Genomic DNA, 12,343 nt, shown 5'->3' with positions numbered 1-12,343 from the left:
GAATGGCAGAACAGAAGAAAACAGTTAAGTTTATTATTGAGCGTCAGGATAGCCCTACCAGCAAGCCTTACACTCAGGAGTTCGAGATTCCATATCGTCCTGCTCTGAATGTAGTAGCTTCCCTGATGGAAATCCAGAAGAACCCTGTAACTACTGATGGCAAGAAGGTTGCTCCAGTAGTTTGGGAGTGCAACTGTCTGGAGAAGGTTTGCGGCGCTTGTATGATGGTTATTAACGGTCGTGCTCGTCAGGCATGCTGCGCACTGATCGATGAGCTGGAGCAGCCAATCCGTCTGCAGCCAGCAAGAACATTCCCTGTAATCCGTGACCTCCTCATTGACCGTTCCGTAATGTTCGAGTCCCTCAAGCGCGTACAGGCTTGGGTTGAGGTTGATGGCTCCTGGGAAGTTAAGGATGCTCCTATCCAGAATCCTTACACTGCAACCACTGCTTATGAGATTTCTCACTGCATGACTTGCGGTTGCTGCCTGGAGGCTTGCCCTAATGTTGGACCTCAGTCCGACTTCATCGGTGCTTCTCCTTCCGTACAGGCTTACCTGTTCAACCTCCATCCACTTGGAAAGTTCGACAAGGAAAAGCGTCTTGAGGCTCTTATGGGTAAGGGCGGTATCACCAGCTGCGGTAACTCCCAGAACTGCGTAGAGGTTTGTCCTAAGAACATTAAGCTGACTACTTATCTTGCACAGCTGAACCGCGATGTGAATAAGCAGGCTCTTAAGAACATTTTCAATAAGTAATTTGGTATTTGTTGAATAGAAATGACTGTCGTGTTGATTTCAACACGGCAGTCTTTTTATATGTATAATTGCCATCTTTAAATATAAAAAATAAAGGTATTAGCACTGTTTTTGTCGTAATAATCAATAGAGAATGAATCTGGAGGTGTTTGTATGTCCTTTCTTGGAGCTTGTGCTGTTCCTCATCCACCTCTTATTTTGCCGGAGATTGGCAGAGGTGAGGAGAAGAAAATATCCGATACTATAGAGGCATATGAAAGTGTGGCGGAGTGGGTTGTGGAAAATAATCCTGATTTGGTGGTTATTACCAGTCCCCATGCCACCATGTATGCAGATTATATGCAAATTTCCTCCGGGGCTTCGGCAGAGGGGAACTTTGCCAATTTTGGACATCCTGAGTTGGCCTTTCATGTGGAATATGACGAGGAGTTCGTTCAGCAGGTGTCAAAGACTGCCGAGGAAATAAAACTTCCTGCGGGGACATTGGGGCGTCAGGGGAGTGAGTTGGATCATGGAACAATGATTCCACTATATTTTCTCCAGAAGGCGGGATATAAAGGAAAAATTGTGAGAATAGGTCTTTCAGGTCTTTCCAATACTCATCACTATACCTTGGGAGTCCTTCTCAGGGAAACGGCGGATATTATGAATCGTCGCATGATGATAGTAGCCAGCGGTGATTTATCCCATAAACTGAAGGCCGATGGCCCTTATGGATTTGCCAAGGAGGGGCCGGTTTTTGACCAGCGTATGGCAGATTGCTTTGCAACAGGAGATTTTTTGGAATTGCTGACTACTCCGGTCAAATTGGCAGAGGGGGCAGCAGAGTGCGGTTTGCGTTCATTTTGGATAATGGCAGGGGCCTTCGATTGCCTTGACGTAGATGCCAAGCTGTTATCCTGTGAGGGACCCTTTGGTGTGGGCTATGGAGTGGCACGATTTATCCCTAAGGAAGAAAACAAAAGACGCAACATCGGTGAACAGGCAGTGGAGGATCACAGAAAATCCATGGAAGAGCTGCGGGAAAAGGAAGATGTTTATTTGCGCCTTGCCCGTAAAAGTCTGGAAAGCTATGTCCGTTATAATAAAAGAATAGAGGTGCCAGAAGGACTGCCTGAGGAAATGCTTAATACCCGTGCAGGCGCCTTTGTGTCCATAAAAAAAGCAGGGCAGCTTCGGGGGTGTATAGGAACCATATTACCTGTAAGGGACAGTCTGGCATCGGAGATAATTGCTAATGCCGTATCAGCAGGAACCGCAGACCCTCGTTTTCCGGCGGTAACAGAGGATGAGCTTGAAGATTTGGTATACGATGTGGATGTATTGTCGGAGCCTGAGTCTATTGAGGGGCCTGAGCAACTGGATGTGAAGCGGTATGGCGTGATTGTGTCCAGTGAGGATGGGTATCGGAGAGGATTGTTACTGCCGGATCTGGAAGGGATTGATACTGTGGAGGAACAGATTGACATAGCCCGTCGCAAAGGCGGAATATCGCCGGATGAAAATGTCAAATTACAACGCTTTGAAGTCACCCGACATGAGTAAAACTGTATAGTATAATCAAAGTTTATTTGAAAAACACTGGAATATATAGTAAAATTATATGGTGCTAGATTGTGATTTGAGAGGGAAAAGAATTGACTACTAAGTTGTTTGATATCATAAAGTCAGATTTGGATGAGTTGGAGACTGCTTTGTATGAGTCTGTAGTCTCTCCGGTAGATACAATTACGGAAATTGGAAATCACCTCATTAAGTCTGGTGGCAAGCGTTTGCGCCCAGCAATGTTTTTTCTGGCTGCCCGCTGTAGCAAAGACTTCGACTTAAAAAGAGTTATGCCGCTGGCGGTAGCCCTGGAGCTTATACATATGGCTTCTCTGGTGCATGATGATGTACTGGATAGTGCCTCAACACGGCGGGGAGAGGCTACGGCCAATGCCAAGTGGGGAAATCAGCTGGCTATTCTGGCTGGGGATTATCTCTTTGCCAAGGCCTTTATGCTGGTGACCGATAATGGCTATGGGGATTATGTCAACAATCAGCTTTCACGCTTGTTGGCTGATTTGTCTGCCGGTGAATTGATTCAGAACAAGGAAATCTACAAGGCTTCCTGTGACACAGAGGAATATTATGAGCGTATTGCCATGAAGACAGCCAACTTTTTGGCTATCAGCTGCCAACTGGGGGGCCATGTAATGGGGCTGCCTGAGGCGGAGGTCAAGGCACTGTATGATTATGGCTATTCTGTGGGCATGGCTTTCCAGCTTACAGATGATTTGCTGGACCTGACGGGGGATTCCAAGACCATTGGCAAGCCTGCTGGAAATGATATTTTACAGGGCATTATTACACTGCCGGCTATCAGGGCGTTGGAAACCAGTTCTGACCGGGATGAGCTTCTGAACATAGTAACTGACCGCAATATGAACACGGAAAACTTGGAAAGAGCAATAGAGATTGTCAGAGCGAGTGGCGGAATAGACTTTACCAAGAAAAAGGTTGAGGAATATCTGGACAGAGCCAGAAATGTCCTTCCAGATAGCATTCCAGTAGATGTACGAGAGGCTTATTACTTTGCAGCGGATTTTATTGCCGGCAGAAAGTTCTAAAGGCTGCAGTATGCAGCTTTCACGGAGGTAACGTGATGTTTGGTATAGGTGTACCGGAGCTCATAATAATTCTTATTATCGGCCTAATTGTATTTGGTCCTGGCAAGCTGCCGGAGGTGGGGCGTACTCTGGGGAAAACCATCAGGGAATTCCGCAAGGTGTCCAACGGTATCATGGATGATGAACCAACACCGAAGGCAACAAAAGAAACTAAAACAGTAGATAGTGAGCAGAATAAGTAAAATGATAATATAAATTAAGGTATGGCATTTATATGCCATACCTTTTTGGTTGATGCGTAATAATTAAATTGTTTCTTTAAGTAATAAAAGAATTGGACGTTGTTGAAGAAAAAGGTGAAAAGTGATACAATGTCATAGGTTATGTTTAAACTGAAATACTGTGTGCTAAATTAAGGCATGTGCTGGAGTGTGGTAATGTTTTGCAAGACAATGTAAAGGGAAGAAGGTCATCAAGGAGACATTATGCCACCATGTTGCTCTTCATTATAGTAGACTATATTGCCTTGGTACTTGCTCAGGAAACTGCCTATCAGATTAGGGAGCTGTTTCAGGGATTTTTGCCTACTGTTTTTGTATTGCCGATAAATTACCAATTCATATATATACCTTTGGTATTTATCTTATGCATTGCTGTACAAAGTGGTTATGAGTTCAACCGACCTTCACTGGACGTGAGCCAGGGGGTGTTCAAAGGTCTTCTCTTTGGCATGGTTATGAGCATAATTATCTTGTTTGTAATCAACGCCAGTGGTAAGGTATCTAGATTCTTTTGCTTCTTATTCATATTTACCTCCTTGGGCTGGGTGGCGACACTTAGATACGCCATATCCAAGTTTATCAAAAGCTCCACACTGCTAAAGGAAGAAATAATAGTAATTGGTGCCGGAAAGACTGCTGAACGCATTAAGGCCTATTTTGATAAAGATTTAGCTTACCGCTATGAGATAGTGGGGCTCATTGACGATAATCCCATATCAGATGAACTCCCATCGGAGTACCCTCTATTGGGAAAGATGGATGAAGCAGTAAGTATTGTACAGGACATGGACATAAATACGGTGCTGGTGTCAGCTCCGGGTATGGACAAGGACAAAATGGACCAACTGCTGACAGATATTCGCCCTTATGTGAGGAATATATTGTTTGCACCTAATTTGGTGGGGACCCCAATGGGTAGTGTACAGATACAGACCTTGTTTAGTGAACAGATAACCTTGTTGAAAAGCTACAATAATCTGGCCCGTGTCCGCAGTAGGGTATTGAAAAGACTGTTTGATTTTTTCTTTACTTTGACTTTTATGCCAATAATTATCCCTATACTTTTTGTACTGGGAATTATCATAAAGCTGGATTCCAAGGGCAGTGTGTTTTACAATGCCCAGCGTCTAGGGGAGGGTGGCAAGAATTTTACCTGCTATAAATTCCGTTCCATGTATACTGACGGGGATGAAAGGCTAAAGAAATACTTGGCCGAGAATCACGAGGCAGCAACGGAGTGGAAAGAATTCGCCAAGCTAAGAGGCTATGATCCCCGGGTAACCCGGGCTGGCCGTTGGATGCGCAAAACTAGTCTGGATGAGCTGCCACAGCTACTTAATGTGCTGGAGGGAACCATGAGTCTGGTGGGTCCAAGACCATATCTGCCAAGAGAAAAGGCAGACATGGGAGCTGATGTGGAAATTATAACCATGGCAAAGCCAGGTATTACAGGCTTTTGGCAGATCAACGGTCGCAATGACGTAACCTTTGCAGACCGCGTGGCCATGGATGTCTGGTATGTAAAAAATTGGTCCTTGGCAAGAGATATAATGTTCTTGGCTAAGACCTTTAAGATAGTTTTAGAAAAAAGCGGAGCTTATTAGTTAAGCCTTCCCCTTTGGGGAAGGGAGACCGCTTGCGACGCGAAGCTAGTCCCTGTAAGGGGCGGTGGATGAGGTTCAACAAATAATATTTTTTAATTGGAGAGTTTGTTATGAAGAAAAAATCATTATTAGCGGCCTGTATTTTGGGCGCGGCATTAACTATAGGCTGTCATGCCAGTGCAGTATATGCTGCACCGGTATCCCAGGATAATGTGGTGGTAGTAAAAGACGGCGATGACAGCGTATTTAAAGTAAATAAAATGCGAAAGGATAATATGCTTGATGAGTATAGGCTGTTTAAGTATGACAAAATACAGCTTATAGCTATTGGATTTGAGGAGTTTGCAGCAGCAACTTCAACCTCAACTAGAAATGATATAATGATTGGTGTAGATGGCATAGCTCAGATTCCTTATGTGGGCAATGTAAAGTTGGCCGGCCTAACTTTAGAGGAGGCAAGAACCTTACTTGAAGATAAACTGGGCAGGTATTTTAAATTGTCTGGTTTTAATGTGTTCTTAACTGAGTATGGAAAACGTAAGGTTTATGTTATGGGGAATGTTAGATCTCAAGGCATAAAGGAAATGCCTGTAGATAACATGAATGTTTATGCAGCCATTTCTGCTGCCGGCGGTGTGGATAAGAGAGGTCGGTCCAAGCATGTGCAGGTTCTTCGTCAGATTGATGATAAATTATATTTCAGGGAAGTAAATCTGGATGGCTTTGTGAAGAATCATGATATGAGTCAGAACATTGTTATTGAAGATGGCGATATTGTTTATGTACCAGATTCAGGTAAGGTTATTTGGAGTGAAGATATTGCTCCTTATATTAATATCTATTCTGTATATAGGAGCATTGTAAAATAAAGAAACTTCCGATAATGATTAGTTATAGGAAGTTATAGTGAATAATAGCCTTCCCCTTTGGGGAAGGGGGACCGCTTTAGCGGTGGATGAGGTTTAAAGCCTTCTCCTTGGGAGAAGGTGTCAGCGAAGCTGACGGATGAGGTCATATAACACTTTTAATTAGGAGATTTTACGAAATATGGAAGAAAAACTTAAAGAAGATGATGAAATTGAAATTGATTTGGGGAAACTCTTTGGCATTTTATGGGACAGAAGAAAAATCGCAGGGGGTATTATTGCCGCCTGTACTATTGGTGCTATGATTATTTCTTTAATAATTCCTCCCACCTTTGAGTCAAATACCTTGGTGCAGACAAATAAGTCAAGTAAGCTGGATTTATCTTCTAGTGCCGCCACCGCTTTGGCTATGTTGGGGGGGGGAGTGGTTCATCATCTGTTACAATGAACTATATCGAAATAATGAAATCTCGTGCAGTACTGGAACCTATTATGGATCAGTTGGAGGATATTACACCAGAGACACGGGAAAAAATGACAGCTGCGGGTTTCGCTAAGAGTAATTTGGAAATTGAGAATGTTAAAGGTACCAACCTTATAAATGTTATTGGCAGAGGTCGAACGCCAGAGGAAGCACAAATGATTTCTGCCAATGTAGTAGATAACTTCTTAAAAGTAATGACAGATGTTAACCAGAACAGTCAATCATATATGGTGAAGTTTCTTAATGAACGCATAGATAATACCAAGAAGGAGTCTGATGAGGCTGCCAGCAAGCTTGAATCTTTCAGTAGAGAACATAAAGTGTATTTACCAGATGAGCAGGCAAAGGCAATGGTAGAGAGAGAAACTATTTATGATAAGGCTTTAGGTGAGTTTTTGGTAAAACAGCAGGCTGCTGGGGCTCAAATTGAGGCTGCTAGCAGTGAGCTTGGTAAGCAAAATGCAAATCTTTCTACGTTTAATATTGCAGATAGTACAGTAGTAGTTGAGTTAAGAGAAAAGATTGCTGAACAAGAAGTTGAAATAATTAAGCTTGAGCAAAAATATACGGAAGAACATCCGGAACTTATTAGTGCCAGAGAACAACTCCGTTCCTTAAAAATCAGTCTTTCTAGAGAAGTAGCTGATGCAGTGGCTGGAGGGACGGCTTCTATGAATCCTACACAGGCAGCATTGGTGCAAGCCCAGGCTCAAGCTCAGGTTGATATGGCAGTGGCAAACGCCAGCGAGATAGCTGTAAGAGCACAGATGGCAGAGGCTGACTCTGACATGGCGCAGCTTTCAGAGGATGCACTTGAATATCTGAAATTAAAACGCGATGCTGAAATAAAGAATGAGGTATATATAGCTCTAGTTAAGCAAAGTGAACAATCTAAGATTGAAGCTACTATGGAAAGCATGGATATTCAGGTGATAGATAAGGCTAATCTGCCTATAAAAAAGTGTGCTCCAAATAGAAGGCTGATAACTCTAGGAGGAATGTCAATAGGGATATTAATTTGCCTAATATATGGTTTTTGGATGTATAGAAAAGAAGGATATTAATGGAGATGAAGGTGCAAAATTGATGGAGATTTGATTTTGTACCTTTACCGCTGTTTTGGAGAGATTAATTTTAATGTGTGATGTTCAGCATGTGTTTATTATAGGAGCCAAATCCATTGGACAATATGGTGGATACGAAACCTTTGTAGACAGGTTAATTGGCGAACATGAAAATGAACTGACAATTAAATACCATGTGGCCTGTAAAGCTAATGGTGAAGGATATATGGATGAAACGAAGCTTTCATCCATTTCTGATGTTGTTAATGACAATGACGGCAGAGTTTATGAGTTTACATATAAAAATGCCCATGTATTTAAAATTCCTTGTCCTAACATTGGTCCTGCCGTAGCCATTTATTATGACAGAGCTGCGGTGCAGTATTCAATCAATTATTGCAAGGAGTACAATATAGAACACCCAATTTTTTACATTCTGACTTGTAGAATTGGTTTGTTTATCAATGGTCTGGTCAAGCAAATCAAGTCCATAGGAGGAAAATACTATTTGAATCCTGATGGACATGAATGGAAAAGGGCTAAATGGTCACTACCGGTACGGAAATACTGGAAGTGGTCAGAAAAAAAGATGGTTAAATCCTCGGACTTAATTATATGTGACTCAGTGAATATAGAGAAATATATGAGAAAAGAATATGGTGTAGAAAATACAACCTATATTGCTTATGGCGCTGATATTATTCCATCAAAGCTTGATGATAATGCCCCAAAGTTTGTGGAGTGGCTCAATAAAAACGAACTCAAGCCCGATCAATACTATTTGGTAGTGGGCCGCTTTGTTCCAGAAAATAACTATGAAACAATGATCCGGGAATTTATGCAGTCACACACTACCAAGGATTTTGCGTTAATTACAAATGTAAATGATAGATTCTTGGCAAAACTAGAAGCAAAACTGCATTGGAATTCTGATCCCAGAATAAAGTTTGTAGGAACAGTCTATGATAAGGAACTTCTGAAAAAAATTCGCGAAAACGCCTATGGGTATTTTCATGGTCATGAAGTGGGAGGGACTAATCCAAGCCTTTTAGAAGCATTGGGTAGCACTAAGCTGAATTTATTACTTGATGTTGGATTTAATAGAGAAGTTGCTAAAGAGGCCGCTTTATATTGGAACAAGGTTACTGGTGATTTGGCGTCCTTGGTTGACAAGGTTAATAAAATGGACAATAAACAGCGTTGCGAATACGGAGTTATGGCCCAGAAAAGAATTATCGATGAGTATAGCTGGGGATATATAGCTCATAAATATCAGGGAGTTTTTTTGTATGGCAGAGAGGTATGATAATTTAGATGGTTTGAGAGTAATAGCTTGTCTGGGAATAATAGCTATGCATATCAAGGCGAATGCTTCCTATGTTTTACCATCTGTATTTGATGATGTGGTTGGTTCTTTTACACATTTTGTCCCATTATTTTTAATAATCAGTGGATTTGGAATGTTTTGTGGTTACTATACAAGGTTAAAAAACAACAACATTGATTTAGACAGTTTTTATAGCAAAAGATACAAGAAATTATTACCATTTTTTGCAACGTTAATCCTTATTGATATTATTGTAGACCAGAGTTTTGAACATATTATTGAGGGATTTACAGAAGCAACATTGGTATTTGCGCTATTACCTAACAACGAACTAGATGTTATCGGCGTGAGTTGGACATTGGGAGTAATTTTTCTTTTCTATATGTTGTTTCCGTTTATTGTTTATCTCTGCTGGACCCCCAAAAGAGCATGCGTAACATTTGTGTTAAGTATGATATTATCACTATTTTGTTCGTTTTATTTTTTTACGGATAAGTATGTTATTGCAGATTTTACTCATCGACATAATTTTTTGTATTGTGCGCCTTGGTTTCTTTCTGGGGGGGTAACATACCTTTATAGGGGTAAAATAAAAGAATTCATATCTCGTTACAGATTGGCTTGGTTATGCTTATGCGTATTTTTGACTGTTTCCTATTATGTTGTGCCGGTAAATATACCATTGGTACCCAAATTGTTGATAGTTTTTTGGCCTTGGCTGATATACTCCATTAGTGTTGAAAGTAGGATTTTAAGCAATAGTGTGATGAAATATCTTAGTGGTATAAGCTTAGAATTATACTTGGCACAAATGGTAATATTTCGTGGTGTTGAGAAGCTTCATGGCTTATATATATTGGGTAATGGATTACTTGGTTTTATGACAACATGTTTGTTTGTTGTTGGCAGTTTAATAGTTTTTATTGAAGTATGGAAGTACCTTGAGAGATTTGTTATGGAGATGTTTACAATGGAGGCAACATGCAGGAATTAACAATACGCGAAACACAAGAAGTTGCGCTAGAGGTGTTGAAAACAATAACCGATTTATGCGAAAAAATAGGTAGTCGATATTTCTTGGCTTATGGGACTCTGCTGGGTGCGGTAAGACATAAGGGGTTTATTCCCTGGGATGATGATGTGGATATTATGATGCCTAGACCGGATTATGAGAGACTATTGTCATACTTCAAAGAGCATGCAGAGGAATACCCGCATATACGATTGTTTAATTATGATGAATGTCCAGAATATCCATATATGATTTCCCGGTTTAGTGACAACAGATATAAGTTAGTAGTTGACAATGAAAAGCCATATGGAATGGGTGTCTTTATAGATGTATATCCTTTGGATGGATTGGGAAATGATTACAAATTAGCAGTAAAAAAAGCAAAAAAGGCAGATTTTCTTTCTACATGTTGTTTTCAAGCAACACGTCAACATTATTCTACGGAAATTAATACTTCTGGTCATAAGATATTAAAAAACATACTGAAGATTCCTGTGTTCATTTTTTCAAAAATTATGGGTAAAGATTATTTTCAGAGAAAGCTGAAATGCATTAAATACGAAGAGTATGAAGCATCAGACTATGTTGGTTGTGGTGTTTGGATAGTTGGTGGAGAAGAAGATGTGTTTCCTAGAAGTATGTTTACTGAGCTTATGGATAGCAATTTTGAGAATTATTCATTTAAAATACCTAAAGAATATGATGCTGTATTAAAAAAGATATTCAATGATTACATGAAATTACCACCAGAGAAAGACAGGGTTGGGCATCACCATTATAGGACATATAGATTATGAATATGAAAGTTAAGAAAAATGTTGGAATCGCTATTGGCTCTGATAGATCCGGTTTTGTATATAAGAAAAAACTTATATGTTATCTGAAGGCTCAAGGATACCATGTTGAAGATGCTGGAACCTTTCAGGAAGAAGTTTGTGATTATCCAGTTTTTGCTCAAAAAGTAGGAGAACTGGTTTCAAGTCAATTGTCCGATTTTGGTATTTTAATTTGTGGTTCAGGCGAAGGTATGGCTATAGCCGCAAACAAAGTACCAAATGTTCGTTGTGGTATTGCTTATAGTGATGAAGTAGCTGCATTGCTTAGGCAACACAACGATGCCAATATCGTGGCCTTTGGAGCTAATTTTATGTCGTATGAAGATGTAAAAAGAAGAGTGGATATTTTTTTATCTACGAAATTTTTGGGCTTATATCACGTGGATAGGATTGCTATGATAAACAAAATGGAGAAAAGGAGTAGATAAAATGTACTATGTTGATCCGGTCATAAGGAGTTTTTTAAGAACAAAGCAGCCAGAAGGACGTGGGGCATATATCAGACTTGATCAGAATGAAAACCCAGATGGTGTTCCTCAGTGGTTGTTCGATGAGACCATGAGAAAGGTAACACCGGAATTTTTGTCAATTTATCCTGAAGATACAGCTTTGACAGAAAAATATGCAAGTTTCTTTGGCCTTCAGGCAGATAATGTAACATTGACTGATGGAAGCGTAGTTGCTATGGGCTATGTCATCAAAGTTTTTGGTGAGCCAGGGAAAAATCTTATTTGTGCTACGCCTACCTTTGGCATGTACAAGGTTTACGCAGACATGCAAGGTATGAATACAGTATTCGTACATTATGAGGATGATTATACATTCAATATAGATAAGTTGCTTGATGAGATAAATGAAGAGACTGGTCTTGTGTCTCTTGTTAATCCGAATATGCCTATTGGAAATGTTTACTCTGAGGAAGAAATAAAAAAAGTCATAATCAAAGCTAGAGAATACAATGCTCAAGTAGTCATTGATGAGGCGTATTATTATTTTTATGATAAATCATCAATTTCTTTAGTAAAAGAATTTGACAATGTTATCATTCTAAGAACATTTTCAAAAATGTTTTCCATTCCGGCTTTGCGATTAGGTTTAATAATATCCAACAAGGATAATATTCAGTATGTAAACAATTACAAACCACACTATACTATTAATTCAGTTGCACTGGCCTTTGGCAAAAGCATTATGGATAACCACGATAGGGTCGTTAGGGAACTTACGGATAAGTTCCAACAAGGCAAGAACTATTTGTTAAAAGCTTTGGATGATGCTGGATATGAATATTTACCTACAGAGGGCTGTTTTATCTGTGTATATCCAAAGCATAAGACTGCAGAGGAAATAACTGATCAGCTAAAAGAAAAAGGAATTCTGATTTTCTGTGGTAAAGGTGATTCGGCTGGCTTTTTAAGAATCACTATTTGGGATGAAAAATATATGAAGTCATTTATGGATGCACTTGTAGAGATTGACGCGTAACATTATCTAGGAGGAAT

The 12,343-nt window shown here is 40.1% G+C and carries 12 protein-coding genes and 1 pseudogene; all 13 read left to right on the top strand.

Going from position 1 to position 12,343, the window contains the following annotated elements; all coding sequences use genetic code 11:
- The first annotated feature begins 2 nt into the window (after positions 1–2).
- The 13 genes and pseudogenes from sdhB (at position 3) to D081_RS01335 (ending at position 12,326) form a co-directional block, all read left to right on the top strand.
- Positions 3–758 (top strand): succinate dehydrogenase iron-sulfur subunit, encoded by a 756-nt coding sequence (sdhB, locus tag D081_RS01395; RefSeq protein ID WP_027397329.1) that lies wholly within the window; start codon positions 3–5, stop codon positions 756–758.
- A 153-nt stretch (positions 759–911) separates the two neighbouring features.
- On the top strand, positions 912–2,303 hold the full coding sequence (gene amrA, locus D081_RS01390) for an AmmeMemoRadiSam system protein A (RefSeq protein WP_085022345.1): 1,392 nt from the start codon (positions 912–914) through the stop codon (positions 2,301–2,303).
- A gap of 92 nt (positions 2,304–2,395) precedes the next feature.
- On the top strand, positions 2,396–3,367 hold the full coding sequence (locus D081_RS01385) for a polyprenyl synthetase family protein (protein WP_233127381.1): 972 nt from the start codon (positions 2,396–2,398) through the stop codon (positions 3,365–3,367).
- 35 nt (positions 3,368–3,402) lie between these two features.
- Positions 3,403–3,567 (top strand): annotated as a pseudogene (gene tatA, locus D081_RS01380) (twin-arginine translocase TatA/TatE family subunit); the annotation flags it as partial.
- A gap of 293 nt (positions 3,568–3,860) precedes the next feature.
- The gene (gene wbaP, locus D081_RS01375; RefSeq protein WP_085022343.1) at positions 3,861–5,252 is read left to right on the top strand and encodes an undecaprenyl-phosphate galactose phosphotransferase WbaP; all 1,392 of its coding nucleotides are present in this window, start codon (positions 3,861–3,863) and stop codon (positions 5,250–5,252) included.
- A gap of 110 nt (positions 5,253–5,362) precedes the next feature.
- Positions 5,363–6,121, top strand: coding sequence for a polysaccharide biosynthesis/export family protein (locus D081_RS01370; RefSeq protein WP_143272067.1), 759 nt, complete (start codon positions 5,363–5,365; stop codon positions 6,119–6,121).
- A 178-nt stretch (positions 6,122–6,299) separates the two neighbouring features.
- Positions 6,300–6,566, top strand: a complete 267-nt coding sequence (locus tag D081_RS01365) for a Wzz/FepE/Etk N-terminal domain-containing protein (protein WP_085022342.1) — start codon at positions 6,300–6,302, stop codon at positions 6,564–6,566.
- Complete coding sequence (locus D081_RS01360) at positions 6,563–7,666, top strand: GNVR domain-containing protein (RefSeq protein ID WP_085022341.1); 1,104 nt, start codon at positions 6,563–6,565, stop codon at positions 7,664–7,666. Before D081_RS01365 ends, D081_RS01360 begins: the two co-directional genes overlap by 4 nt.
- A 73-nt stretch (positions 7,667–7,739) precedes the next feature.
- A complete protein-coding gene (gene cps2T / locus D081_RS01355; protein ID WP_085022340.1) occupies positions 7,740–8,972 on the top strand; it encodes a beta 1-4 rhamnosyltransferase Cps2T in 1,233 nt (410 codons plus the stop codon).
- Positions 8,956–9,987, top strand: coding sequence for an acyltransferase (locus D081_RS01350; protein WP_085022339.1), 1,032 nt, complete (start codon positions 8,956–8,958; stop codon positions 9,985–9,987). Before cps2T ends, D081_RS01350 begins: the two co-directional genes overlap by 17 nt.
- Entirely contained in the window at positions 9,975–10,802 is an 828-nt protein-coding gene (locus tag D081_RS01345; RefSeq protein ID WP_085022338.1) for a phosphorylcholine transferase LicD, read from the top strand. Before D081_RS01350 ends, D081_RS01345 begins: the two co-directional genes overlap by 13 nt.
- Positions 10,799–11,269 carry an RpiB/LacA/LacB family sugar-phosphate isomerase gene (locus D081_RS01340; protein ID WP_085022337.1) on the top strand — a complete coding sequence of 157 codons (471 nt, stop codon included), beginning with the start codon at positions 10,799–10,801 and terminating at the stop codon, positions 11,267–11,269. The genes D081_RS01345 and D081_RS01340 overlap by 4 nt, the downstream gene beginning before the upstream one ends.
- Position 11,270: 1 nt before the next feature.
- Positions 11,271–12,326 (top strand): histidinol-phosphate transaminase, encoded by a 1,056-nt coding sequence (locus tag D081_RS01335; protein WP_085022336.1) that lies wholly within the window; start codon positions 11,271–11,273, stop codon positions 12,324–12,326.
- The last annotated feature ends 17 nt before the right edge of the window (positions 12,327–12,343 follow it).

This window comes from Anaerovibrio sp. JC8 (genome assembly GCF_002100115.1).
Taxonomy (GTDB): Bacteria; Bacillota; Negativicutes; order Selenomonadales; family Selenomonadaceae; genus Anaerovibrio.
The sequence above is the reverse complement of the archived record's forward strand: the minus strand, read 5'-3'. Positions and strand labels throughout refer to the sequence as shown.